Genomic DNA, 24,663 nt, shown 5'->3' with positions numbered 1-24,663 from the left:
GCGAGCCACGAGACCGCGGGACCCGACCCACGAGACCGCGGGACCCGACCCACGAGACCGCGGGACTCGACCCACCGGACCGCGCCGGGCTCGACCCGTGAGACCGGCGGAGCTCGACCCGTGAGACCGGGAGACCGCGGAGCCCGACCCGTGAGATCCCAGAGCCGAATCCCAGAGCCGATAGAAAGACAGGCATGAAAACGCCCCCGCCGCCCACTCCGCGCACCGAGCCCACCGACGCGGACGTCGAGGCCTTCCAGCAGCAGCTCGGGCGCCCGCCCCGCGGCCTGCGCGCGATCGCGCACCGCTGCCCCTGCGGCCAGCCGGACGTCGTGGAGACGGCCCCCCGCCTCCCCGACGGCACCCCCTTCCCGACGCTGTACTACCTGACGTGCCCCAAGGCCTCCTCCGCCATCGGCACCCTGGAGGCCGACGGCGTCATGAAGGAGATGACGGCCCGCCTGGAGACCGGCCCGGAGCTGGCCGCCGCCTACCGCGCCGCCCACGAGGACTACATCCGGCGCCGGGACGAGATCGAGGAGCTGAAGGGCTTCCCCAGCGCGGGCGGCATGCCGGACCGGGTCAAGTGCCTGCACGTCCTGGTCGCCCACTCCCTGGCGGCCGGCCCCGGGGTCAACCCCCTGGGCGACGAGGCGCTGGAGATGCTGCCGGAGTGGTGGCGCAAGGGGCCGTGCGTGGTGCCGTCGGGGCCGCCCTCCGGGGACGGGTGGCAGGTGGAGGCCGACGACTCCGGCTGGTTCGCCTTCAAGCCCGTCGAGCCCGTCGAGCCCGTCGAGTCCGTCGAGTCCGAGGAGGACGAGAAGTGACCCGGGTCGCCGCCGTCGACTGCGGTACGAACTCCATCCGCCTCCTCGTCGCCGACGCGGACCCGTCGACCGGTGAACTGGTCGAGCTGGACCGCCGGATGACGATCGTCCGCCTGGGCCAGGGCGTCGACCGCACCGGGCGGCTCGCGCCCGAGGCGCTGGAGCGGACCTTCGCGGCCTGCCGGGAGTACGCGGCCGTCATCAAGCGGTACGGCGCCGAGCGGCTGCGCTTCGTCGCCACCTCCGCCTCCCGGGACGCCGAGAACCGGGACGACTTCGTCCGCGGGGTGCTGGACATCCTGGGCGTGGAACCGGAGGTCATCTCCGGCGACCAGGAGGCGGAGTTCTCCTTCACCGGCGCCACCAAGGAGCTGTCGGGCCGGGACGACCTCACCCGCCCCTACCTGGTCGTGGACATCGGGGGCGGCTCCACGGAGTTCGTCGTCGGCGACGACCACGTCCGCGCGGCCCGCTCGGTCGACGTCGGCTGCGTCCGGATGACCGAGCGCCACCTGGTGCACGAGGGCGCGGTGAGCGACCCGCCCACGGCGGAGCAGATCGCGGCGATGCGCGCCGACATCGAGCACGCCCTGGACGTCGCGGAGCGGACCGTGCCGCTGCGCGAGGCGCACACGCTGGTCGGCCTCGCGGGCTCGGTCACCACGGTCTCGGCGATCGCGCAGGAACTGCCGGAGTACGACTCCGCGGCCATCCACCACTCCCGCGTCTCCCGGGAGCGGGTCCGCGAGATCGCCGAGTGGCTGCTGCGCTCCACCCACGCCGAGCGCGCCGCGGTGCCCTCGATGCACCCGGGCCGGGTGGACGTGATCGCCGCGGGCGCCCTCGTGCTGCTCTCGATCATGGAGCGGACGGGCGCCGAGGAGGTCGTCGTGAGCGAGCACGACATCCTCGACGGCATCGCGTGGTCGGTGGCCTGACCCCCCGCCCGGCCTCTTCGCCGACCCCCGCGACGGCCCTTCCCGGCACTCTCCTGAGCAGTACGGACAGCGTATGAGCATGCCGGAAGGGTCGTCCGGGGCCCTTCGGCGACACCCCGTCGGAAAACTTCGTGAAGTTCTTCACAAGGAATTCGGCCCCGTCGGAGGACGCGCGCGCCCCGGTTGACCCTTCTGGGGCCCCGACACCCGTGTGAACGTGTTCAAAAGAGGCGCGCGCGGACGTTTCGCGGAGCCGGGGGCGGAGGTGTTTCGAAGGCCTCACGAGGGTCCTCGCGGCCCGGAGAGGCAGCTCACGCGGCATTGACAACGCCCCGCCCTACACGCGGGTTCCCCTTTCGCGCCATGACCTGGGTCACGCGGATCGCGGAGGATAGCACACCCTATGTTGTTGCTTGTGAAGGGGCGCACGAGCGACCCCCCTGAGGCGGGTGGATACTCGATGGCATGAGCACCACGGAGCGTCCCAGGATCCTCGTAGTAGGCGGTGGGTACGTAGGCCTGTACGCAGCTCGGCGCATCCAGAAGAAGATGCGCTACGGCGAGGCGACCGTCACGGTCGTCGACCCCCGGTCGTACATGACCTACCAGCCCTTCCTCCCCGAAACCGCCGCCGGCAACATCTCCCCGCGCCACGTCGTCGTCCCGCTGCGACGCGTGCTGCCCAAGGCGGAGGTCCTCACCGGCCGGGTCACCACCATCGACCAGGACCGCAAGGTCGCCACGATCGCCCCGCTGGTCGGCGAGGCGTACGAGCTGCCCTTCGACTACCTGGTCGTCGCGCTCGGCGCGGTCTCCCGCACCTTCCCGATCCCCGGCCTCGCCGAGCAGGGCATCGGCATGAAGGGCATCGAGGAGGCCATCGGTCTGCGCAACCACGTCCTCGAGCAGCTCGACAAGGCCGACTCCACCACCGACGAGGAGATCCGCCGCAAGGCGCTCACCTTCGTCTTCATCGGTGGCGGCTTCGCGGGCGCGGAGACCATCGGCGAGGTCGAGGACCTGGCCCGCGACGCGGCCAAGTACTACAAGAACGTGTCCCGCGAGGACATGCGCTTCATCCTCGTCGACGCCGCCGACAAGATCCTCCCCGAGGTCGGCCCCAAGCTGGGCCAGTACGGCAAGCAGCACCTGGAGAGCCGCGGCGTGGAGATCTACCTCTCCACCTCCATGGACTCCTGCGTCGACGGCCACGTCGTGCTGAAGAACGGGCTCGAGGTCGACTCGAACACGATCGTCTGGACGGCGGGCGTCAAGCCGAACCCGGCCCTCGCCCGCTACGGCCTGCCCCTCGGCCCGCGCGGCCACATCGACTGCGCCCCGACCCTCCAGGTCCAGGGCACGGACTACATCTGGGCCGCCGGCGACAACGCGCAGGTCCCCGACGTCGCCGCCCGCAAGGCCGGGGTGGAGAACGCCTGGTGCCCGCCGAACGCGCAGCACGCGCTGCGTCAGGCCAAGGTCCTCGGCGACAACGTGATCTCCGGCATGCGGGGCTTCCCGCAGAAGGAGTACGCGCACGCCAACAAGGGCGCGGTGGCCGGCCTCGGCCTCCACAAGGGCGTCGCGATGATCGTCATGGGCAAGATGAAGATCAAGCTCAAGGGCCGGCTGGCGTGGTACATGCACCGCGGCTACCACGGTCTGGCGATGCCGACGTGGAACCGCAAGATCCGCGTCTTCGCCGACTGGACGCTCGGCATGTTCCTCAAGCGTGAGGTCGTCGCCCTGGGAGCCCTGGAGTCCCCGCGCGAGGAGTTCTACGAGGCCGCCAAGCCGGCCCCGGTCGCCGCCAAGCCGGTCTCCGGCAAGACGGAGGAGAAGGCGAAGGCCTCCTGACCTCCGCTCACCGAACGCCCCGAAGGGGCCGCCCGCCATCCGTGGTGCGGGCGGCCCCTTCGGCGTTCCCCCGGATGGTTTGCCCAGTCATGACACGCGTGGGGGACTGCGACGGGCCTCCTCAGGTGTTTACGTGGTGTCAGGACTTTCCGGGATCACTCCCACGGAGGTGTGCACCATGGCTGACGCCGCGCCGCGGCTCCATGCCCTCGTCGAACAGTTGCTGGGCGCCCCCTTCCCGGTCCGCGTCCGCACCTGGGACGGTTCGCAGGCGGGCCCGCCCGACGCGCCGACCCTGGTCGTACGCAACCGGCGGGCCCTGCGCCGCCTCCTGTTCAAACCCGGCGAACTGGGCCTGGCCCGCGCCTGGGTGGCCGGCGACCTGGACATCGAGGGCGACCTCTACACCGCCCTCGGCCGTCTCTCCGGCCTCATCTGGGAACGCGGCGACGACGCCCGTACCCTCACCGAGGCGCTGCGCGACCCCCGCTTCCGCTCCGCGGTCCGCGGCCTGCTGAAGCTCGCCGGCCCGCCGCTGCCTCCCGCCCCGCCCCGCGAGGAGGTCCGCCGCGCCCGCCATCTGCACACCCGCCGCACCGACAGACGCGCCATCAGCCACCACTACGACGTCGGCAACGACTTCTACGAGCTCGTCCTGGGCCCGTCCATGGTGTACTCCTGCGCCTACTGGGAGTCCCCCGACAGCACCCTCGAGGCCGCCCAGCGCGACAAGCTCGAACTGGTCTGCCGCAAGCTCGCCCTGGCCCCGGGGCAGCGCCTGCTGGACGTCGGCTGCGGCTGGGGCTCGATGGCCGTTCACGCGGCCCGCGAGCACGGCGTGAGCGTCGTCGGCATCACGCTCTCCCAGGAGCAGGCGACGTTCGCCCGCAAGCGGGTCGCGGACGCCGGCCTCACCGACCGGGTCGAGATCCGCGTCCAGGACTACCGCGACGTCACCGACGGGCCGTACGACGCGATCTCGTCCATCGGCATGGCCGAGCACGTCGGCGCAGAACGCTACCTGGAGTACGCGAACGCCCTGTACGCCCTGCTCCGGCCGGGCGGCCGGCTGCTCAACCACCAGATCGCCCGCCGCCCCCAGCGCGACGAGTCCGACTACCACGTGGACGAGTTCATCGACGCGTACGTCTTCCCGGACGGCGAACTCGCCCCCGTGGGCACCACGGTCACCCAGCTGGAGCGCGCGGGCTTCGAGGTCCGCGACGTGGAGTCGATCCGCGAGCACTACGCCCTCACCCTGCGCCGGTGGGTCGGCCGTCTGGAGGCCGACTGGTCGCGGGCGGTGCGGCTCACCTCGCCCGGCCGCGCCCGGGTCTGGCGCCTGTACATGGCGGCCTCCGCCCTCGCCTTCGAACGCAACCGCATCGGCGTCAACCAGGTCCTGGCCGTCCGCACCCCGGACGCCGGCACCTCCGGACTGCCGCTGCGCGCCCGTACCTGGAACTGAACCGGCCCCGACGACGAAGGGCCCCGGCACGCCACCGCGTACCGGGGCCCCGACAGGGTCCGGATCACTCGGACTTGATCGCCGCCAGCATGTTCAGCCGGGCCGCCCGCCGCGCCGGCCACAGCGCCGCGAGCACGCCCACCCCGGCGGCCAGCACCAGGAACAGCGCCATCCGCCCCCACGGCACGACGAGTTCGTACGTCGCCATCCTCGTGCCGAGCAGTTCGCCGGCCGCCCAGCCGAAGAACACGCCGAGCCCGATGCCGAGCACCCCGCCGAAGAGGGAGATGACCAGCGACTCCAGGCGCACCATCCGCTTGACCGCCCTGCGGTCCAGGCCGATGGCCCGCAGCATGCCGATCTCCTGGGAGCGCTCGAACACCGACATCGCCAGGGTGTTGATGACCCCGAGCACCGCGACGATCACCGCCATCGCGAGCAGGCCGTAGAGCATGTTCAGCATCAGCGTGAACATCTGCGCGATCTGGTCGGAGAGGTCCTGCTTGCTCTGGACCCTGATGGCCGGGTTGGAGCCGAGGGCCTTCTCCAGCTCGTCCTGCGTCGCGTCCGACACACCGCCGGACGTCTTGACCATGACCTGCATGTCGGCCGGGTCGTCCTGGTGCGGGGCGAGGGCCGTGTTGTCGAGCATGATGCCCCGGATCATCTGGTTGCCCTGGTAGACCCCGGCGACGGTCAGCCGCTGTTTCTGCCCGTCCTCGTACGTCACCGTGAACGCGGAGCCGGCCTTCCAGCCGTGCGACGCGGCGGTGTCGCCGTCCACGACGACCCGCGCGCCGCCGACCTCGAAGGAACCGTCGTCGACCGTGAGGTCGGTCAGCTCGCCGATGGCGGAGCCGGTGACGCCGGTGACGTACTCGGTCTTGCCGTCGATGCGCGCGGGTGCGTTGCGCAGCGGGCTGGAGGCGGTCACCCCGGCGGTGGAGCTCAGCTTCTTCTCGACGTCGGGGGAGAGGGCGTTGCCGTTGGCCATCGACACCACGTAGTCGGCCTCGATCGCCGCCGAGGCCATCTTGTCGATGGACGTCTGGAGGCTGCCCGCCATCACCGTCATGCCGGTGATCAGGGTCAGGCCGATCATCAGCGCGGAGGCCGTGGCCGCCGTACGGCGCGGGTTGCGCACCGAGTTCTGCCGGGCGAGCTTGCCGGACACCCCGAAGACGCGCAGGGCGGGCGCGGCGGCCGCGATCAGCGGGCGGGACAGCAGCGGGGTCAGCACGAACACGCCGATGATGAGCAGGACCGCGCCGAGCCCCATGGGGGCCTGGCCGTCGGAGCCGTCCATCGTCGTGGCGACCAGGACGACCGCGACACCGGCGGCCGAGAACAGGGCGCCGAGGGTGTTGCGCAGGACCATCGACTTGGTGGACGCCGTGGCGTGCAGGCTGCTCATCGCGGCGACCGGCGGGATCTTCGCGGCCCGGCGGCCCGGCAGCCAGGCCGCCAGCATGGTGATGACGACGCCGACGAGGAGGGCGGCCGCGACCGTGCCGGGCGAGACCACGAGCGGCCCGTCCGGGATCGTCGCTCCCAGGGTGCCCACCAGGGAGCGCAGCCCGGCGCCGATGCCGATGCCCGCGACCAGACCGGCCACTCCGGCGACCGCGCCGACCGCGAACGCCTCGATCAGCACCGACCGGGTGACCTGCCGGCGGGAGGCGCCGACCGCCCGCAGCAGCGCCAGCTCCTTGGTGCGCTGGGCGACCAGCATGGTGAAGGTGTTGGCGATGATGAAGGTGCCGACGAACAGCGCGATGCCGGCGAAGACCAGCAGGACCTGCTTCAGCCCGCTCATCGAGGAGGCGATCGTCTCCGCCTGGTCGTCGGCGAGCCGCCTGCCGGTGGTGGTCTCGACGAGGTCCTCGGCCAGGGCCTTGTCCAGCGCGGCCTTCAGGGCGGCCTGCGAGGTGCCGGCGGCGGCCTTCACGTCGATCTCGTCGTACGTGCCGGTCTTGCCGAACAGCTGCTGGGCGGTGGCGGTGTCGAACAGGGCGAGGCTGCCGCCGGCGGTGACGTTGCCGTCGTCGGTGGTGAAGATGCCGGTGATCTTCGGGGTCAGTACGGGACCGTCCACCGACAGGCGCACGGTGTCGCCGACCTCGTAGCCGGCCCGCCGGGCGGTCTCGGAGTCGATGGCGACCTCGTTCGCGCCGTGCGGGGCGCTGCCCTCCTGCAGCGGGTACCGGGGGTCCTCGGTCCCCCAGTAGTTGCCGCCCTGGGACTGGAAGCCGCCGCCGACGAGCTTGCCGTCCTTGTCGGCGAGGGCGGTGAAGCCGGTGACGACGCCCACGGCGGACGCGGCGCCCGGCACCTCGGCGCTCCGCCCGCGCAGGTCCTCGGTCAGCTCGGGCGCCCGGCCGATCCGGTCGCCGGTGTCCTTGGGGGTCTTCGCGGTCACGGCGACGTCGACCTGGTCGAAGCCCTTGGCGGAGCTGTTCTGGAGGGCGTTGGAGAGGGTGTTGGTGAAGACCAGGGTCCCCGACACGAAGGCCACGCCGAGCATCACGGCGAGCACGGTCATCAGGAGCCGGGCCTTGTGCGCGAGGACGTTGCGCAAGGCAGTGCGGAACATGGGTTCTTTTCTTCTCGGTCCGGTCTTCTCAGTCCGGTGTGCGGATCCGGTGTTCCTGGCGGGGGATCAGCTGGTGCGGCCCTTGGCGTCGAACTGCTTCATGCGGTCCAGCACCGCCTCCGCGGTCGGCCCGTTCAGCTCGTCGACGATCCGGCCGTCCGCGAGGAACACCACCCGGTCCGCGTAGGCGGCGGCCACCGGGTCGTGGGTCACCATCACCACCGTCTGTCCCAGTTCCCGTACGGAGTTGCGCAGGAAGCCCAGCACCTCGGCGCCCGAGCGGGAGTCGAGGTTGCCGGTCGGCTCGTCGCCGAAGATGATGTCCGGCCGGGACGCCAGCGCGCGGGCGACGGCGACGCGCTGCTGCTGGCCGCCGGAGAGCTGCGAGGGCCGGTGGCCGAGCCGGCCGGCCAGCCCGACCATCCCGATCACGGTGTCCAGCCACTCCTTGTCCGCCTTGCGGCCGGCGATGTCCATCGGGAGGGTGATGTTCTCCAGGGCGGTCAGCGTGGGCAGCAGGTTGAACGCCTGGAAGATGAAGCCGATCTTGTCGCGGCGCAACTTGGTGAGCTGCTTGTCCTTCAGGGAGCCCAGCTCGGTGTCGCCGATCCGCACGGAGCCGGAGGAGAAGGTGTCCAGACCGGCGACGCAGTGCATCAGCGTCGACTTGCCGGAGCCGGACGGGCCCATGATCGCGGTGAACTCGGCCTGCCGGAAGTCGACGGAGACCCGGTCGAGGGCGACCACCTGGGTCTCGCCCTGTCCGTAGATCTTGGACAGGTCCGTGGCACGTGCGGCCACGGCGGTGGTCCGGTCGGCGAGGGAGGTGGTGGGCACGGGGTGACTCCTGTCGGGGGGACGTCGTTGCACTGGGGGACGTGAACCATCGTCCCGGCGGTCCGCCGCCGTGTAGTCAGCCGTTGTTCCGGTTCCGAGGACAGACTGGGGTCGGACCGCGGAGCGCCCGTGTCATACCAGGGGATGAGACCCGTCCCTGAGACGCCGTCCGGTGGTGAAAACGTCGAGAACCGGTGGAGCACCCTCGTTCGGGCGGTGAAATTCCGTCATTCCGCATGCGCGGCCGCACGTCGCACGCGAGCCTGCTGGCACGTGCGGACGGCCCGTTCCCTGGGCTGATGCACCCTCAGACGTCAATAAAATAAGACAACATCGGTCCGCTCCTCCGCTGTTGGAGGGACGCGTCCCGATAGGCTCGGGACTTCGATGCGGGGCCCATGGCCTGCCCGGATGGTGGAATGCAGACACGGCGAGCTTAAACCTCGCTGCCCCTCGCGGGCGTACCGGTTCGAGTCCGGTTCCGGGCACCAACCGCTGCACCAGCGCTGAGCTGGTGAAAGGGCCGGTTTGGTCCGTCGCTCATTAGTGTCGTGGGAGCACCGTGGGAGCACGGTGCCAATACGTTTCCCGGCATGGCGTACGTAACCCCCAGAAAGAACAAAGACGGCACGGTCACGAGCTACCAGGTGAAGTGGCGTCGGCGGCGGCAGAACTGCCGACCAGCAGGTCGAGCGCTTCGATCCGACCGAGGAAGGCAAAGAGTCCGCGGAAGTCTTCTGCCAGGCCGTCAACGACAACGGCCAGCAGTGGCCACCCGGGTGGGTCAAGGGCGAGGTGAGGCTCAACCTCGGGAGTGGACACCGGGCTTCATGCGACAAGTGACAGCGTATGTGACGAGATCAGTTGTCGTTCGAACTCGTCTGGTGTGAGGTAGCCGAGGGCGGAGTGGCGGCGGCGCCGGTTGTAGTAGGCGAGCCAGCGGAACAGCTCCAGGCGTGTCTGAGCCTTCGAGGTGAGGCGTCGCCCGTGGAGCAACTCGCGTTTCATGCTTTGGAAGAACGACTCGGCCAGGGCGTTGTCGTAGCTCGATCCGATACGTCCCGTGCTGTGGCGGATGCCGTGCCGGCGGCAGACCTCGGCGAAGGCCCGGCTGACGTACTGGGTGCCCCTGTCCGTGTGAAAGACGACTCCGTCGACCCGGCCGCCGCGGGCGGCGACTGCCATCTCGAGTGCGTCGGTGACGAGCTGGGTGCGCATGTGGTCGGCGATGGACCAGCCGATCACGCGACGCGAGCAGATGTCGATTACCGTCGCCAGGAACATCCACGTCGAGCCGACAGCGATATAGGTGATGTCGCCGCACCACGTGGTGTTCAGCGCCGTGGCCGTGAAGTCACGCATCACCAGGTCCGGTGCGGGCGGGGCCGTCTTGTCCGCGATCGTGGTCCGCTTCTTCCGGCGCAGATGACGGCCGACAATGTGGTTGACATGAGGAGCCATCCTGCCGGGACTGCCGGACGATCCGCGACAGCCTGACCGACACATCGCGCGCCCTGTGGACTTTCGCCCGAATCATGGCGAGCCCGCCCAGTGCCCTGGCGGCGCCGCTGGCGTTCGGGCGGCCGGTCGCCGGCACCACGCGCCGCCCGTAGGACCCTGGTCCGGGCTGGTGTCAGACCCTCGCCGTACGGTGGAGTTGTCCATATGGCTGGCGTGCCACTCGGACGCATGTTGAGCGCCCCGCCCCGGCGTGGAAAACCGGGACGGGGCGCACCCATGTCCGGGGTCAGGCGGCGGTCGTCCAGCAGCCGCAGGGACAGGAGTCCGCCCACTGCTCCAGCAGCGCCGCCCATTGCTCGGAGCGCTCGCGGCTGGCCGGCTGGTCCATCAGTTGTCGGATGGCGTCGTTGAGGTGGTCCCGGGCAGGGCAGCAGGCACTGCCCGGAGGCCGGGGAGAGCTGGGCATACCTCCACGGTACGGGCGGGGGCTGACACCGCCCGCACGGTGATCACGGGCCGGTGGCCTGGTGCACGTCGCGGATCATGCAGTCGTACAGCGGGGAGTCTTCCCAAGGGAGGGTTGTTCCGACGCGGCGGTATCCCCACGCCTGGTAGGCCTGGCGGGCGGGGGCGGCCTCAGGCTCAGGCCGGACGGTGAGTGTCACCCGCTCGGCGGTCACGCCGTCCAGAAGCAGGTCATGCAGGGAGGCGGCGACGCCGCGGCGGCGCCACGCCTTACGCACGGCCAGTTCGATGATCACGAAAGTGCGCCGGCCGTCTTCGCGGGTGGTTTCGGGCGGTAGCTGTACGTCCTGCAGGCTGGTCCACCAGCGGGTGTCTGGTGCCAGGTAGTAGCCGTAAGTGAAGCCGACGACGTCCTGGCCGTGCCGTGCGAGGACCAGGCGCATGCCGTGCCGCTTGGCCTGAACGGCGTAGTGCTCGATGAAATCGGCCACGTCCCGGGGGCCCTCCAGGTACGGCGGTTCCGCGTACACCTCCTCATACGCTGGGAGGAATGCGTTCAGGAGACCGGCAGCCTCGGCGCCCTCGTACCGGGTGTAGGTGACCTCCGTCATGCTGCGTTCCTCTCCTGCACGTACTCCGTCAGTTCCTTGGCGGCCTGCTGTGCGGAGACTGCGTCAACGTTGCTGAGAAGGACGGTCACCTCGGACAACCGGCGCAGCACCCTGCCGGACTCCACCTCTTCCAGGTGGCCGAGGCTTTCAGTGGCCTGAGAAGCGGCCTCGTCTGCTTGTCCGCAGGCGACCAGGCTACGGGCCAGAGTGAGCCGGTACAGCGCCCGGTTGCGGCCGTAGGTGCGGTCCTGGTTGTCGAGCGCCGCCCGCAGGAAGGCGACCGCGCGTTGGTGGTGGCCGGATTCGGTGTAGGCCAGTCCCTGGGCATAGTCCAGTTCGGCGTGGCCATGGAAGGCGGCCCAGTCCGGGCAGGGACGCCCACGGTCGGCTCGCTCCATCAGGCGCATGGAGTCAGCGAGGCGCCGACGGGCTCCGGCATCGTCCCGCATCAGGGACAAGGCCCGTGCCTCCCGGGATGCAATGAGGGATTGCAGGACGGGGGAGCCGTAGCGGGTGGCCCGCTCCTGGGCGGCCCGGGCCAGGTCATAGTTGTCGCGTGGCCGGCCGGTGTAGCTGGCCTGCATGCTCTGACCTGCCCCACCGGCGAGGCCCCGCGCCTCCTTCCGTCCAACGTCACCTCTCTCGATTCGAGGAGGAGGGGGAATGTCCCTTCAACACTTGCTCCCGCCTGACGGCGTCAAGGAGCTGACCACCCAGTGGCCGGACGAGCCGCGGGTGTACGACCGGGGCCGCACCGACGTGGACACCGTCACCGCTGACTGGCTGTGGCAACACGTCCGCCTGGGGTGCCTGCCGCCTGTGGAGGTGCGCGCCCGTGCCGCTGGGCCCACCGCTTTATACGGCGCGAAGCCCCTTGCTGTATGCACGCTCCCGCATAAATCTGACGCGTTCGGTGTCACAAGGAAGCACGACCAGCGCGAGCCCGCCGGACGAGCCCCGGAAGTGCGCTCCCGGCTGCGCTCCCACGGGAGCACCAACTGGCCTCTGGGCCGGGGTAGTCGGGTCTGGTCCGGGCTGGTCCGGTCTCGTCTAGGACTGCTGACCTGGGGAAACGGGAACGGTACAGGTCAGGGGCGGTGTCCTCTACCGGTTCGAGTCCGGTTCCGGGCACCTCCCACGCCTCCCTCCTCGCCTCCGAGGCACCCCCTGCTCCGCTGCCGCGCCTCCCTGTGCGCCGCACCCCGCCGGGGCCCCGGCACCGTTTCGAAGGGAACGCTTCGCTGCGCACCACCGCCGGCGTCATCCGCACCGACGGCCCGCGCGTCCGCTTCCGCCACCGGGGGGCCGGGGCCTGGAGCGCATCGCCTCCTCCCGCGCCGCCGGGACCGACCTGGCCGTGGCGTCCACGGGCTTCCCGATCGGCTGACGCGGGCGGGTGATCTCCAGAGGGTTCCGGGCGTGTACCGGGTTGGTCATGAATGGATCCGCCCGGTGCCGGGAATCAGCGATCCACGTAGCGTGTTGCGCAGCACGACGAGGGAAAGATCCTCCCCAAGCACTAGGGTCAATCCTTTGCCTACCTATTACTCTTGATGCCAAGGCCGCGCTGTGTGGCCATGGAGGAGTGAAATGAGGAGCAGAAACCCGGTCTTCTCGCGACGGGGGTTCAGCCGCGACAACGGCTACGCGGGCTTCAACGCCGCGCCGCAGGCCGGGGGACCCGCTGTCGGCACGCAGCAGGGCAACCCTTACGCCCAGCCGGCCGGCAACCCTTACGCGCAGAACCCTTACGCCCAGCAGGACGTGCAGTACGGCGCTCCGCAGGCCCCGGTCACCACCACCGGTGCGATGACCATGGACGACGTCGTCGCGCGCACCGCGACGACGCTCGGCACCGTGGTCGTGACCGCCGTCCTGTCGTGGCTGCTGCTGCCCGTCGACGAGGCCAACCTCAACAAGTCGTACGGCATCGCGGTCGGCGCCGGTCTGGTCGCGATGGTGCTGGCGCTCGTCCAGTCCTTCAAGCGCCGCCCGTCGCCCGCGCTGATCCTGTCGTACGCCGCCCTCGAGGGCGTCTTCCTCGGGGTCATTTCCAGCGCGGTGTCCACGTACATCGCGGACGGGGTCGTCGCCCAGGCCGTCCTCGGCACCATGGCGGTCTTCGCCGGTGTGCTCGTGGCGTACAAGGCGGGCTGGATCCGAGTCAACCGCCGCTTCTACGGCTTCGTCATGGCGGCCGCGCTCGGCTTCGTCCTGCTGATGGCCGTGAACCTGCTGTTCACCGTCTTCGGCGGCGGCGACGGCCTCGGCTTCCGCAGCGGCGCCCTCGGCGTCGTCTTCGGGGTCATCGGCATCATCCTCGGTGCCTGCTTCCTCGCCCTGGACTTCAAGCAGGTCGAGGACGGCGTGGCCTACGGCGCGCCCCGCGAGGAGGCCTGGCTCGCGGCCTTCGGCCTCACGCTGACGCTGGTGTGGATCTACATGGAGTTCCTGCGACTCCTGTCCATCCTGAACAGCAGCGACTGACGCGACCGGCTCGACGCCGGCCCAAGGGCCCCGGGTCACCCCGGGGCCCTTCGTCGTGTGTCCGGGTCCGTGTCCCTGTCCGTGTCCCCGTCCGGAACGGGATGTGGTGGCCGCGCTACCGCAACTTGCGCGCGGCCCTCCTCAGGTCGTACTCGTGGATGATCGCCTTGGCGTGGCCGTACGCGAGGTCGTACTCGTGGCGCAGCCAGCTGACCTTCTCCTCGAAGCGGAGAGCGGGGCCTTCGTCGACGGTGCGCAGCCAGTCGGAGACCTCACGACCGGTGCAGTGGGGGATACGAGCCAGCAGGTTGCGATGGGTCTCCGCGGAGAAGACTTGGGACATCGGCGCCTCCGAAGCAATGGGCTGTAAGCCGGTCCTTCAGGTCACCGTGCCTGAGCGTTCGCCCGTTGGCAACAGTGCGGGTACGGCGCGTACGCTCACCGCGTGGTGGATACGACGTCTCTGTCCCGTGCGGTGGACCACTTCGCCGACCGTCTGCGGGCGGCGCCCCAGAGCCGGCTCCAGCGAGGGGCCGCCGCCGAGGCACTGGAACTGGCCCGGGAGCTGGCCCGGTGGGCGCAGCGCATCGAGGAGCCCGGCACCGAGCCCCGGCAGATGCCCGACGCCGGGATGTTCGCGGCCGCCGACCAGATCACCGTCGCCGGGCACGACCTGGAGGTCGTTCTGCGGAGCGCGGACGAGGTCGCCGAGGCGGTCGCCCTCGTCGAGGAGGCGCAGAAGCGCGCGGGCGTCTGACGCCCGGCCCCTACAGACTCGCGATGACCCGGTCGGCCAGGATGTAGACGTTCTCCTCGCCGCAGGCGAAGGTCAGCGTGTAGGCGCCCGAGATGCCCGATCCGCCCAGCAGGTACGGGGTCTCGCCGGCGGTCAGGGCCGCGGCCAGGCGTTCTGCGGTCTCGCGGTGGCCCGGGGTCATGCACAAGGTGGTGCCGTCGGCGAAGACGTAGACGTCCAGGGTGCCCAGCGGGCCCGGGCGGACGTCGGTCAGTTCGGTGCGGGAGGCGGCGAGCTCCTCCAGGGCGGTCACCGTGCGTTCGTGGTCGTCGACGACCGGGGACTGGACGGGGACGAAGTCCGGGTGCGAGGGGTGGCGTCGGCGGGCCGCGGCCAGTTCGGCGGACTCCCCGGCGAACTCGTCGGTGTCCGCGGTCGGCTCGGTCACCGGCTCCAGCGGTTCCAGGCCCGCGAAGTCGGCCTGGCGCGGCAGGAACAGCTCGCTGTCCGACAGGCCCAGCAGGGAGGGCGTGTCGGCGGCGTCACGGGACTCCTGGGCCGCCCAGAAGGCGCGCGCCTCGGCCAGCTCCCGCTCCCGCTCCTCGGCGAGCGCCTCGGCCACCGCGGCACGTATCTCGTCGGTGTCGGCCGTGGTGCGGGCGGCCGGGACGAACGCGGGCGTCCCGACGGCGTGGGTCCCGGTGAGCTCGGCACGCAGACCGGCGATCTGACGGCGCAGCTGCACGAGGGTGCGCAGGACGGCGACGCCCACGGCACCGGTGGCGGCCGTGGTGACCAGCAGGGCGATCGGCATGGCGCTCACTGACGTACTCCCGGTTCAAGGTCGACCCCCGACTTCCTACATCAGCTTGAAGGGCGGACTATCGAGCTGTCAGTGCGTAACGTCACGAAACGGACAGATTTTTCGGGTCGGGGTGTGTCGGCGGATCGGCTCTGACCTGGGCGAATCCTCACCGTGAGGGAGATAGGTCACATCCTGGGGGAGATTGGATCACGAAACGGCCCGGGGTCCGGGAGAATCCCGGACCCCGGGCCAGCGGCTCACGGCGCGTGCCCCGGCGGCTACCCGGAGGTCACCGGCCGCGCCCGCCGGGCGGATCAGCTGAGGCGCTCGATCACCATCGCCATGCCCTGGCCGCCGCCGACGCACATCGTCTCCAGGCCGAACTGCTTGTCGTGGAACTGGAGGGAGTTGATGAGCGTGCCGGTGATGCGGGCGCCGGTCATGCCGAAGGGGTGCCCGACGGCGATGGCACCGCCGTTGACGTTCAGCTTGTCGAGGTCGATGCCGAGGTCGCGGTAGGAGGGGATCACCTGCGCGGCGAACGCCTCGTTGATCTCGACCAGGTCGATGTCGTCGACGGTGAGGCCGGCGCGCCGCAGGGCCTGCTTGCTCGCCTCGACCGGGCCGAGGCCCATGATCTCGGGGGAGAGGCCGGAGACGCCGGTCGACACGATGCGGGCCAGCGGGGTCAGGCCGAGCTCGCGGGCCTTGGTGTCGCTCATGATGACGAGCGCGGCGGCGCCGTCGTTGAGCGGGCAGCAGTTGCCGGCGGTGACCAGGCCGTCGGGCCGGAAGACCGGCTTGAGGCCCGCCACGCCCTCCATGGTGACGCCGGCGCGCGGGCCGTCGTCCTTGCTGACGACCGTGCCGTCGGGCGTCGTGACCGGGGTGATCTCGCGCTCCCAGAAGCCGTTCTTGAGGGCTTCCTCGGCGAGGTTCTGGGAGCGGACGCCGAACTCGTCCATGTCCTGGCGGGTGACGCCCTTGAGGCGGGCGAGGTTCTCGGCCGTCTGGCCCATCGCGATGTACGCGTCCGGGACGAGTCCGTCCTCGCGCGGGTCGTGCCAGGTGGTGCCCTCCTGCCGGGCGACGGCGGCCGTGCGGGCCTCGGCCTCGGCGAAGAGCGGGTTGTGCGTGTCGGGGAGGCCGTCGGAGCTGCCCTTGCCGAAGCGGGAGACCGTCTCCACGCCGGCCGAGATGAAGACGTCGCCCTCGCCGGCCTTGATGGCGTGCAGGGCCATGCGGCTGGTCTGGAGGGACGAGGAGCAGTAGCGGGTGACGGTACAGCCGGGCAGGTGGTCCATGCCCATCTGGACGGCGACGATCCTGCCGAGGTTGTGGCCCTGCTCGCCGCCGGGGAGGCCGCAGCCGAGCATCAGGTCGTCGATGTCCCTCGGGTCCAGCTCGGGGACCTTGGCGAGGGCGGCCTGGATGATCGTGGCGGTCAGGTCGTCCGGGCGCAGGTCCTTGAGGGAGCCCTTGCCGGCGCGGCCGATGGGGGAGCGGGCGGTCGAGACGATGACGGCTTCGGGCATCACGGCTCCAGGGGCGTCGAGGGTACGGAGAACTTCCGGCAACGGCTGTCTGGGAAGTTACCTGTACGTATGGTCAGGGTCACGGGCGCGGCGGTGTGACTCTGACCGCACTTTCTAAGCGCTTGCTTGGGTCACCGGGAGGGCGCCCGGCGGGAACCCGCCCGGCGCGCGTCCTCAGCACCCCGACCGGCCGCCGGGCGACGCCGTGACCGTCTCCGGCTCGGCCACCCGGCGCCGCCTGCGCCTCTTCAGCAGCGCCCACGGGCCCCGCGGCCCGGTCGGCATCGCCGCCGTGACCTCCGTACCGGCCTCGGACGCGGCCTCCGCCGCCGCCCGCGCCACCGGCAGGAACCCCTCGCGGCGGGAGGCGTCCGGCCGCTCCTCCTCGGCCGGCCACAGGCCCAGCGCCGCGCACACGGTCGGCAGCACCGCCATCGCCGCCGTGGCGTACCCCTCCGCCGAGGGGTGGTAGTGGTCGGGCCCGAACAGCTCGCGCGGGTTCGCCTCGAACTCCGGCCCCAGCAGATCGCCCAGCGACACCGTGCGGCCGCCCTGCTCGACGACGCCGATCGTCTGGGCGGCCGCCAGCTGGCGGGAGGCGCGTCTGGCCAGCCAGCGCAGGGGCTGGCCGACCGGCTCGATCGTGCCCAGGTCGGGGCAGGTGCCGACGACGACCTCCGCGCCGGCCGTGCGCAGCCGCCGTACCGCCGCCGCGAGGTGGCGCACCGAACGGGTCGGGGGCATGCGGCGGGTGACGTCGTTCGCGCCGATCATGATCACGCATACGTCGGGCACCCGGCCGGTGTTGCCGAGGACCAGCCCGACCTGCCGGTCGAGGTCGTCGGACTGGGCGCCGGGCAGTGCCACGTTCCGCAGCTTCACCGGGCGCTCCGCCACCGCCGCCAGACCGGAGGCCAGCAGGGCCCCCGGGGTCTGCCCCGACCGGTGGACGCCCTGCCCCGCCGCCGTGGAGTCGCCGAGCAGGGTCAGCCGCAGGGCCTCCACGCCCGGGGCGGTGAAATTCCGGCCGTACAGGCCGTCCGCCTGCGGGACGCGGGGAGGGGAGCCGTTGCCGTTGACGTGGCGCCGGGCCAGCTGCGCCTCCGCCAGCAGCAGTCCGGCCACCGCCGCGCCGGCCAGTCCGATCCCGCCGCCGCCGTAGGCCGCGCCGGCCGCGATGCGCCGGGCCACTCTTGCCCTGGACATGCTCGTCATGCCTCGACGCCACCTCCTCGAGTCCGTACACCCACTCCTTGCCCCGTACTGACCGTCGTCCAATCTTCACGGCGAGTGAACGTACGTCCTGTCCGTGGTCCGCGCCGTACGCTGGCGGCACCACCAAGACCACTGTTTTTGCAAGCGACCGGAGACAACGGTGCGATTCCACGACTCGATGATCAGCCTCGTCGGCAACACCCCGTTGGTGAAGCTCAACAGCGTGACCAAGGGCATCCAGGCGACCGTTCTGGCCAAGGTGGAGTACTTCAACCCGGGCGGTTCCGTGAAGGACCGCATCGCCCTGCGCATGATCGAGGCCGCCGAGAAGAGCGGGGAGCTCCGGCCGGGCGGCACGATCGTGGAGCCGACCAGCGGCAACACCGGCGTCGGGCTCGCCATCGTGGCCCAGCAGAAGGGGTACAAGTGCATCTTCGTGTGCCCCGACAAGGTGAGCACCGACAAGATCAACGTGCTGCGGGCGTACGGCGCCGAGGTCGTCGTCTGCCCGACCGCCGTGGACCCGGAGCACCCGGACTCCTACTACAACGTCTCCGACCGGCTGGTGCGCGAGACGCCCGGCGCGTGGAAGCCCGACCAGTACTCCAACCCCCACAACCCGCTCTCGCACTACCACTCCACCGGCCCCGAGCTGTGGGAGCAGACCGAGGGCCGGATCACCCACTTCGTGGCGGGCGTGGGCACCGGCGGCACCATCTCCGGCACCGGCCGCTATCTGAAGGAGGCCAGCGACGGCCGGGTGCAGGTCGTCGGCGCCGACCCCGAGGGGTCCGTCTACTCCGGCGGATCGGGGCGGCCGTACCTCGTCGAGGGCGTCGGTGAGGACTTCTGGCCCACCGCCTACGACCGGACCGTCGCCGACGAGATCGTGGCCGTGTCCGACAAGGACTCCTTCCAGATGACCCGGCGCCTGGCCAAGGAGGAGGGGCTGCTGGTCGGCGGCTCCTGCGGGATGGCCGTCGTCGCCGCGCTGCGGGTCGCCGAGCGGCTCGGCCCGGACGACGTCGTGGTCGTGCTGCTGCCCGACAGCGGCCGCGGCTACCTCAGCAAGATCTTCAACGACGAGTGGATGGCCGACTACGGCTTCCTGGAGGACGAGGGCCCCAGCGCCCGTGTCGCCGACGTCCTCAGCGACAAGGCCGCCGGCGCCATGCCGTCCCTCGTCCACATGCACCCCGAGGAAACCGTCGGCCAGGCCATCGAGGTCCTGCGCGAGTACGGCGTCTCCCAGATGCCGGTGGTGAAGCCGGGCGCCGGCCACCCGGACGTCATGGCCGCCGAGGTCGTCGGCTCGGTCGTCGAGCGTGAGCTGCTCGACGCCCTCTTCAGCAAGAAGGCCTCGCTGGAGGACCCGCTGGAGAAGCACATGTCCGCCCCGCTGCCGCAGGTCGGCTCCGGCGAACCGGTCGGCGACCTGATGTCCGTCCTGGGCGCGGCGGACGCGGCGATCGTCCTCGTCGAGGGCAAGCCCAGCGGGGTGGTCAGCCGCCAGGACCTGCTGGCGTTCCTGGCCAAGGGCGGGAAGTAGCTTCCATGCGTCGCGGGGGCCGACTCCGGGCAAACCTGCGGTGAACCGGGCCCTTCGGCGGTGAACTTCCGTTTGTCTACCGAAGAGGTGGACTTCGCGGAAGTGGTACGCGCGCGTCACGTCCGCGCAGCACACGCTTAACACGGGTCCGGCACATTAGTGGGTGTCGGCAGGGCGGGAGCGGCTCCCCGCCCCGGCCGGCACCGAAACGGCGTCACGGACCTCCGGAGCGGCTCCCGGACCTCCACAGACGCCAGGACGCGCAAGCCCGGCTCCGGCCGGCCCGCGTCCCTCGCGGGGACCGCCGTCGTCCCGCCCCCCGGTGACGGGGGTGCGGCGGTCCCCGCGCACAGCTTTTTTCCCCCACCTGTCGCGCGTCCGTCCGGGCGCGCCCCGGCCTGTGCCTCAGGCCTTCCAGTCACCGTCCCCGGTGGGCCGGCGGCGCAGCCCGCCGAACAGGCCGGGCTGGGTGCGGGCGGCCTGGACCACGTTGACGCCGACGATGCCGGCCCAGGAGACCAGCAGCCCCGGCAGGTCCGCCGCGCCCACGCCGATCGCGGACAGCGGGACGGCCAGCACCAGCGAGACGATGCCGAAGCCGAAGCGCTCGCCCCAGGAGTCCGTCGCCCCGGGCGAGCGGCCGTCGCGTGCCGCGACCATCTGCTGCTCCGCGAACTGCCGGCGCACCCGGCGTTCGACCGCGCCGTCGATACGCTGGTCGACCTTCTCCAGGAAGGAGTCCACCAGCGCGGACTCGTACTCCTCGCCCAGTTCCCTGCGGGCTTGCAGGGTGGCGTTGAGTTCCTTCTTCAGCTCGGCGTCCCGCGCGTCCATGGTGGTCTCCCGTCCCGTCATACCGTCCACGCTAGGGACGGAGCGCGGCAGGGGCACTGGGGGTAGCCCCCGTGTTCGGCCGGCCGGGGGCGGAGGGGTGCGCGGGGCGGCTACCGCGGTGGGCGACGGCGGGGGGTGACGGTGGTGGGTGACGGTGGCGGGCGACTGCGGTGGGTGACGGTGGTGGGCGACCGTGGTGGGCGGCGGCGGGGGCCGGAGCGGGGGTCTGCGCGGCGGCGGGGGCGGCATGCCAGGGGGCGGCTTGCCTCGCTGTATAGCGTCATGCACAGTTCTTGCTGACTGAATAGGCGCGGCCGGACGGGCGCGGGGCGGAGGGGGAGCGAGGCGTGAGCGTGGACAAGGACGCGGCGACCGGCGGGACGGACACCCCGGCCGCACGGCTCCAGGCGCTCTTCGAGGGGCACCGGCTCACCCCGACCCAGCGGCGCATCGCGCACAGCATGGTGCGGCGCGCCGCCGACGTGCCGTTCCTCTCCAGCGTCGAACTGGCCGAGCTGGCCGGGGTCAGCCAGCCCTCCGTCACCCGGTTCGCCGTCGCGCTCGGCTTCGACGGCTACCCGGCCCTGCGCAAGCACCTGCGCGAGGTCGCGCCCGCCGAGCAGACGGCGGACGCGGGTGCGTACAACGAGTACCAGCAGGCCGTCGAGGCCGAGATCGAGAACCTCCGGCACCTGGCGGACCTCCTCGCCGACCCCCGTCCCGTGCGGCGGGCGGGACAGCTGCTGGCGGCCTCGCGGCCGCTCCCCGTGCTCGGCCTGCGGGCCGCCGCCTCCCAGGCGTACGGCTTCGCGTACTTCGCCGCCAAGGTCCACCCCGACGTGCGGCTGCTGCACGAGGGCGGGTCGATGGTGCACGACCGGGTCGACGCCGCCGTACGCGCCGGAGCCTCCGCCCTGCTCTGCTTCGCGCTGCCCCGCCACCCCCGCGAGGTCCTCGACACCCTCTCCTACGCCAAGGAGGCCGGGCTGACCGTGGTGACGGTCGCCGACTCGGCGTTCGCGCCGGTCGCCAAGGTCTCCGACCTGCTGCTGCCCGCCGCCGTCGGCACGGGGCTCGCCTTCGACACCGCGTGCGCGCCGATGCTGCTCGGGCGCGTACTGCTGGAGGCGATGTGCGACGACCTGCCGGACGCCCAGGCACGGCTGGAGGAGTTCGACAGCAGGGCGGCGGCACGGGGGCTGTTCGTGGAGTGACGGCCGCCGCAGGCCGCCGCAGGCCGTGGCGGCCGCGCGGGAACGCGTGATCTCACGGAAGCGGAGGCGCGCTCTCAGGAAAGGTGACGCGTTCTCAGACTGGTCTCACGTTCGCTCGCTACTCTCCTCGACCAGAGATTTCAGGTGTGTTTGTCGAGGCGACGAGGAGGCGGAACGTGGCACGTGGAGGTCAGGGACTGGCTCGGGTGGCCGTCGTCGTGCGGGCCGGAGCCGCGCCGATGTGGTGGCTCGGCGTGTTCGCGGCGGGCATCGGCCTGCTGGTTCCGGGCGTGACGGGCCGGCGGATCGGGGTGATGGCGGGCGCCGTGCTGTTCGTCGTCGCGGTGGTGGCCGTGGCACTGCCGCGCCGCAAGCGGTACACCGCCCTCGCCCGGGGGGCCGCCCGCGCGGGCCGGCACGACGTGTTGCAGGACCGTGGGGTGACCGTGCGGGTCTGGCGGCGCGGTCACCGCTGGTGGCTGCTGCTGGCGTTCGCCGCCGCGCTGGGCAGCGCGTTCGCCGTGCCGGCCGCGGCCGGCATGCTGCTCGCCGGATGCGGTACGGGGCTGCGGCTGAAGGCGGCCTGGCTGGGCCGGCTGGAGCGGGCCGAGGACGCGCTGCTGTGGGTACGGGTCGACTGGCTCGCCGGGAACGGCGGCCGTCCGGTCGGCAAGCAGGTCAAGGGCTACCGCAGTACGGGTATCGCGGCGGGCGACGCGGCCCCGGGCGGGGCGCGCCGCCGCACCGCGGCACTCGTGTAGGCCCCCTCGGGCGGACGGGCTCTTCGGACCCGGGGGGACGGGACGGGCCCCGGCGGCTCAGACCTCCAGGTCCTCCTCGATCTTCTTCAGCTGGTGGCGGGCCATCGCCAGATTGGCCCGCTTGGCGTCCAGCACCAGATAGAGGAAGAGCCCGTTGCCGCCGCGGCCGCTGATCAGGCGGATCAGGTGGTACTGGTCGGAGAGCGTGATCAGGATGTCCTCGATCTGCGCCTTGAGCCCGAGGTGCTCCATGGTGCGCATCTTGGCGCGCACCACGTCGGTGTTGCCCGCCGCGGCGACGTTGAGGTCGAAGCTCTTGCCGCCGCCCATCGTGCCCAGCGCCATGCCGCTGGTGTAGTCGACGAGCGCGACGCCGGTGGCGCCCTCGATGGAGGCGAGTGCTTCCTTGAGCGCGGTTTCGGTGTTGGCCATGGCTGGTTCCTCTCAACTTTCGGTGGTGGGGGCGTTGGCGGTGGTGGTGCGTGCCGTGCGCGCGCTCCTCGGACGCGCGGCGGCCGTGTCGGTGATGTCGGTGATGTCGGTGGTGTCGGTGGTGTCACCGGTGTCTGTGGCGCCGCTGGGTCTCCGTGTGCGGGGGGCGGGCTTGGCCGGGGCGGCCGGGGCGGCCGGGGGTGGCGCCGCGGCGTCGACGAGCTCCCCGATGCGGGCTCCCGACCGACGTCCCTCCAGGTGCAGCCGGCCGACGTTGACGCGGTCCTGGGCGAGCACTGTCAGTACGGCGCCCTCCCCGGCCGCGTACGTCGCGACGTAGCCGTGCGCCCCGCGGACGAGCAGCTCGCGGAAGGCGCCCCGGCCGGTCGCGTCCGCCATGCGCACGGCGACGGCGAGGGCGGTGGAGGTGAGCGCGGCCACACCCTCCGGCTCCACGCCGGTGGTGTCGTGGGCGAGGACGAGGCCGTCCACGCCCGCCGCGAGCGCTCCGGTCAGCTGGGGCACCCGGGCCCGCAGCCGCCGCAGCTCGGCGCGTATCTCCGGCTCGGCGGCCATCAGCGCCCTCCTCTCGGCACGCGGTCGCTGCCGTTCAAAGGGCCTCCAGCGCATCCCTGAGCCTCTTCAGCAAGGTGATGTCGGCGTCGTCGACACGGGGCAGGTCCAGGCCGGGCGGGGCCATGGGGGCGGGTGGTGGGAACCGGGCGGTCACCAGTCCGGCGGCCGCCAGCCGGCGGGCGTCCACCAGCGTGGCGAACGCCTGCCGGCCCAGCGCCCGGGCGATGTCCGACGCGGTGCGCACCCCGTCCACCAGCGCCAGCACCGCCCGTTGCCGGGCGGTGAGCCCCGGTGCGGCGACGGGCTCGGTCCGCAGCAGCGGCGCGGTGTCCGGCAGCGGGTCGGGCCACAGCCGGTGCAGCAGCTCACGGCGGCGCAGCGTCTCCCGCTCCAGGGCGTCGACCGCGACCGGCCGCAGCACCCCGAACCAGTGCCCGGTGCCGTAGTGGAACCGGCCCGGCGCGCTGCTGGGGGCGAGGGCGAAGTACGCCGCGTCGTACAGCGCCCCCAGGTGGCACACCTCCAGCGCGCCCTGCCCGATGCGCCCGGCGTCGAGCAGCAGCCGGGCGGCGCCGCTGCGCTCGTCGGCCCGCTCCACCGCCTCCCGCCAGACAGCGGCGTCGAGCGTGCCGTGGGCCGGCAGGAGCACGTCGAGGCCCGGGGCGTAGGGGCTCTCGGCGTGCGCCACACGACCCTCGACGAGGTGGAGGGCGCCACGCTCGCGTTCCAGGACACCGGTGGCCCGTTCGGCGGCGAGCCGCGTCAGCATCGGCGACACCCCGCCGCCCGCGTGGTCCCGGGCCGCCGCTCTGTCCCGCAGCGGCAGCCGGGGAGGCGGAGTCGTCCCCACGACGGTCACCCCAGCACCAGCCGTCCGGCCATCTCGCCCAGCCGTATGCGGGCCAGCGCGAGATTGCCGTCCGGCCGGGCCAGCCACACGTGCAGGAACACGCTGCTGTCGAAGGACGTCGGTACGAACCGCAGGACGTGGTAGCTGTCCCGGTTGCTGATGATCAGGTCTTCGACCGGGGGGTCTGCGGCCCCGGCCGCGTCCTCGTCGTCGGGCGTGAACGCCCGTTGTTCGGCCGTGAGCCGCGCCACCTCCGCGGCCTCGGCGGCGGCGGCCTCGTGGTCTCCGCCCGGGAACTCCCCGACCGTGCCCAGGGCCAGTCCGCTGGTCCAGTCGACCAGTGCGGCTCCCCGGGCCCCGGGCAGCCGCATGGCCTCCAGTAGGCACTCGTCGATTCCGGGCACCGTGGCTCCCCTCCCGCCTGCGGTTCGGCTGAGTGAGGGAGACGCTACGCAACGTAGGCACGAGGGGGTGAGGGAATTGGCATTTTCCAGCGGAACATGCGCCGCGTGACTAGGGTGGGTCGGCTGCCCCCCGTTTTCTGTCCCTGTCGTCCCTCCTGTTTCACCACCGCGCGCGGGAGCGCGGCAAGGGAGTGGAGGGGCGGGAGGC

General features: G+C 71.7%; 23 protein-coding genes, 1 tRNA gene and 1 pseudogene. 10 read left to right on the top strand and 15 right to left on the bottom strand.

What is annotated here, in order from left to right:
• Positions 1-194: 194 nt before the first annotated feature.
• The 4 genes from ACIP67_RS25410 (at position 195) to ACIP67_RS25395 (ending at position 5,090) form a co-directional block, all read left to right on the top strand.
• Positions 195-827, top strand: a complete 633-nt coding sequence (locus tag ACIP67_RS25410; protein WP_401694901.1) for a DUF501 domain-containing protein — start codon at positions 195-197, stop codon at positions 825-827.
• Positions 824-1,765: an exopolyphosphatase gene (locus ACIP67_RS25405; RefSeq protein WP_401694899.1), complete on the top strand. Its 942-nt coding sequence runs from the start codon at positions 824-826 to the stop codon at positions 1,763-1,765. Before ACIP67_RS25410 ends, ACIP67_RS25405 begins: the two co-directional genes overlap by 4 nt.
• 465 nt (positions 1,766-2,230) lie before the next feature.
• Entirely contained in the window at positions 2,231-3,622 is a 1,392-nt protein-coding gene (locus ACIP67_RS25400) for an NAD(P)/FAD-dependent oxidoreductase (RefSeq protein WP_401694897.1), read from the top strand.
• A gap of 178 nt (positions 3,623-3,800) precedes the next feature.
• Entirely contained in the window at positions 3,801-5,090 is a 1,290-nt protein-coding gene (locus ACIP67_RS25395; protein ID WP_401694895.1) for a class I SAM-dependent methyltransferase, read from the top strand.
• A 64-nt stretch (positions 5,091-5,154) separates the two neighbouring features.
• Here ACIP67_RS25395 and ACIP67_RS25390 read toward each other — a convergent pair whose 3' ends face one another.
• Positions 5,155-7,683 (bottom strand): ABC transporter permease, encoded by a 2,529-nt coding sequence (locus ACIP67_RS25390; protein ID WP_401694893.1) that lies wholly within the window; start codon positions 7,681-7,683, stop codon positions 5,155-5,157.
• A 66-nt stretch (positions 7,684-7,749) separates the two neighbouring features.
• A complete protein-coding gene (locus tag ACIP67_RS25385) occupies positions 7,750-8,520 on the bottom strand; it encodes an ABC transporter ATP-binding protein (protein WP_401694891.1) in 771 nt (256 codons plus the stop codon).
• Positions 8,521-8,925: 405 nt separating this feature from the next.
• Here ACIP67_RS25385 and ACIP67_RS25380 point away from each other — a divergent pair.
• A tRNA-Leu gene (locus ACIP67_RS25380) sits at positions 8,926-9,011 on the top strand.
• 337 nt (positions 9,012-9,348) lie between these two features.
• On the opposite strand, the pseudogene ACIP67_RS25375 reads toward ACIP67_RS25380, so the two are convergent.
• From ACIP67_RS25375 to ACIP67_RS25360, 4 genes and pseudogenes are all read right to left on the bottom strand, one after another.
• Positions 9,349-9,969 (bottom strand): annotated as a pseudogene (locus ACIP67_RS25375) (IS3 family transposase); the annotation flags it as partial.
• Positions 9,970-10,267: 298 nt separating this feature from the next.
• Positions 10,268-10,447: a hypothetical protein gene (locus ACIP67_RS25370; protein ID WP_401694889.1), complete on the bottom strand. Its 180-nt coding sequence runs from the start codon at positions 10,445-10,447 to the stop codon at positions 10,268-10,270.
• A gap of 43 nt (positions 10,448-10,490) precedes the next feature.
• The gene (locus ACIP67_RS25365) at positions 10,491-11,057 is read right to left on the bottom strand and encodes a GNAT family N-acetyltransferase (RefSeq protein ID WP_401694887.1); all 567 of its coding nucleotides are present in this window, start codon (positions 11,055-11,057) and stop codon (positions 10,491-10,493) included.
• A complete protein-coding gene (locus ACIP67_RS25360; RefSeq protein WP_401694885.1) occupies positions 11,054-11,641 on the bottom strand; it encodes a hypothetical protein in 588 nt (195 codons plus the stop codon). The genes ACIP67_RS25365 and ACIP67_RS25360 overlap by 4 nt, the downstream gene beginning before the upstream one ends.
• A gap of 1,006 nt (positions 11,642-12,647) precedes the next feature.
• Here ACIP67_RS25360 and ACIP67_RS25355 point away from each other — a divergent pair.
• The gene (locus ACIP67_RS25355; RefSeq protein WP_401694883.1) at positions 12,648-13,544 is read left to right on the top strand and encodes a Bax inhibitor-1/YccA family protein; all 897 of its coding nucleotides are present in this window, start codon (positions 12,648-12,650) and stop codon (positions 13,542-13,544) included.
• Positions 13,545-13,659: 115 nt separating this feature from the next.
• On the opposite strand, the gene ACIP67_RS25350 is transcribed toward ACIP67_RS25355, so the two are convergent.
• On the bottom strand, positions 13,660-13,887 hold the full coding sequence (locus ACIP67_RS25350; RefSeq protein WP_389522160.1) for a DUF4287 domain-containing protein: 228 nt from the start codon (positions 13,885-13,887) through the stop codon (positions 13,660-13,662).
• 102 nt (positions 13,888-13,989) lie between these two features.
• On the opposite strand from ACIP67_RS25350, the gene ACIP67_RS25345 reads away from it, so the two are divergent.
• Positions 13,990-14,301: a hypothetical protein gene (locus ACIP67_RS25345; protein WP_389522158.1), complete on the top strand. Its 312-nt coding sequence runs from the start codon at positions 13,990-13,992 to the stop codon at positions 14,299-14,301.
• 10 nt (positions 14,302-14,311) lie between these two features.
• Here the strand turns inward: ACIP67_RS25345 and ACIP67_RS25340 are convergent, their stop codons facing one another.
• From ACIP67_RS25340 to ACIP67_RS25330, 3 genes are all read right to left on the bottom strand, one after another.
• Positions 14,312-15,094 (bottom strand): hypothetical protein, encoded by a 783-nt coding sequence (locus ACIP67_RS25340; RefSeq protein ID WP_401695148.1) that lies wholly within the window; start codon positions 15,092-15,094, stop codon positions 14,312-14,314.
• A 305-nt stretch (positions 15,095-15,399) separates the two neighbouring features.
• Positions 15,400-16,620 carry an acetyl-CoA C-acetyltransferase gene (locus ACIP67_RS25335; protein WP_401694880.1) on the bottom strand — a complete coding sequence of 407 codons (1,221 nt, stop codon included), beginning with the start codon at positions 16,618-16,620 and terminating at the stop codon, positions 15,400-15,402.
• A 174-nt stretch (positions 16,621-16,794) separates the two neighbouring features.
• Positions 16,795-17,835, bottom strand: coding sequence for an SGNH/GDSL hydrolase family protein (locus ACIP67_RS25330; protein WP_401694878.1), 1,041 nt, complete (start codon positions 17,833-17,835; stop codon positions 16,795-16,797).
• A gap of 160 nt (positions 17,836-17,995) precedes the next feature.
• Between ACIP67_RS25330 and ACIP67_RS25325 the strand changes: the two genes are divergently transcribed.
• Entirely contained in the window at positions 17,996-19,384 is a 1,389-nt protein-coding gene (locus ACIP67_RS25325; protein ID WP_401694876.1) for a cystathionine beta-synthase, read from the top strand.
• 405 nt (positions 19,385-19,789) lie between these two features.
• On the opposite strand, the gene ACIP67_RS25320 is transcribed toward ACIP67_RS25325, so the two are convergent.
• Complete coding sequence (locus tag ACIP67_RS25320; protein WP_401695147.1) at positions 19,790-20,218, bottom strand: hypothetical protein; 429 nt, start codon at positions 20,216-20,218, stop codon at positions 19,790-19,792.
• Positions 20,219-20,565: 347 nt separating this feature from the next.
• On the opposite strand from ACIP67_RS25320, the gene ACIP67_RS25315 reads away from it, so the two are divergent.
• Together ACIP67_RS25315 and ACIP67_RS25310 are read left to right on the top strand one after the other, a co-directional pair.
• Positions 20,566-21,432, top strand: a complete 867-nt coding sequence (locus tag ACIP67_RS25315; protein WP_401694874.1) for a MurR/RpiR family transcriptional regulator — start codon at positions 20,566-20,568, stop codon at positions 21,430-21,432.
• Positions 21,433-21,608: 176 nt separating this feature from the next.
• Entirely contained in the window at positions 21,609-22,193 is a 585-nt protein-coding gene (locus ACIP67_RS25310) for a hypothetical protein (protein WP_401694872.1), read from the top strand.
• Between the two features lie 57 nt (positions 22,194-22,250).
• On the opposite strand, the gene ACIP67_RS25305 is transcribed toward ACIP67_RS25310, so the two are convergent.
• The 4 genes from ACIP67_RS25305 to ACIP67_RS25290 are packed head-to-tail and all read right to left on the bottom strand — an operon-like array spanning position 22,251 to position 24,455.
• Entirely contained in the window at positions 22,251-22,625 is a 375-nt protein-coding gene (locus ACIP67_RS25305; RefSeq protein WP_189934487.1) for a hypothetical protein, read from the bottom strand.
• Between the two features lie 12 nt (positions 22,626-22,637).
• Positions 22,638-23,201 carry a roadblock/LC7 domain-containing protein gene (locus ACIP67_RS25300; protein WP_401694869.1) on the bottom strand — a complete coding sequence of 188 codons (564 nt, stop codon included), beginning with the start codon at positions 23,199-23,201 and terminating at the stop codon, positions 22,638-22,640.
• 34 nt (positions 23,202-23,235) lie between these two features.
• A complete protein-coding gene (locus tag ACIP67_RS25295; RefSeq protein ID WP_401694867.1) occupies positions 23,236-24,060 on the bottom strand; it encodes a transcriptional regulator in 825 nt (274 codons plus the stop codon).
• Positions 24,057-24,455: a hypothetical protein gene (locus tag ACIP67_RS25290; protein WP_401694865.1), complete on the bottom strand. Its 399-nt coding sequence runs from the start codon at positions 24,453-24,455 to the stop codon at positions 24,057-24,059. The genes ACIP67_RS25295 and ACIP67_RS25290 overlap by 4 nt, the downstream gene beginning before the upstream one ends.
• Positions 24,456-24,663: the final 208 nt, after the last annotated feature.

The organism is Streptomyces sp. NPDC088812 (assembly GCF_044750285.1).
Classification (GTDB): domain Bacteria; phylum Actinomycetota; class Actinomycetes; order Streptomycetales; family Streptomycetaceae; genus Streptomyces.
Note: the sequence above shows the minus strand (reverse complement) of the source record. Positions and strands in the feature narration are given on the sequence as shown.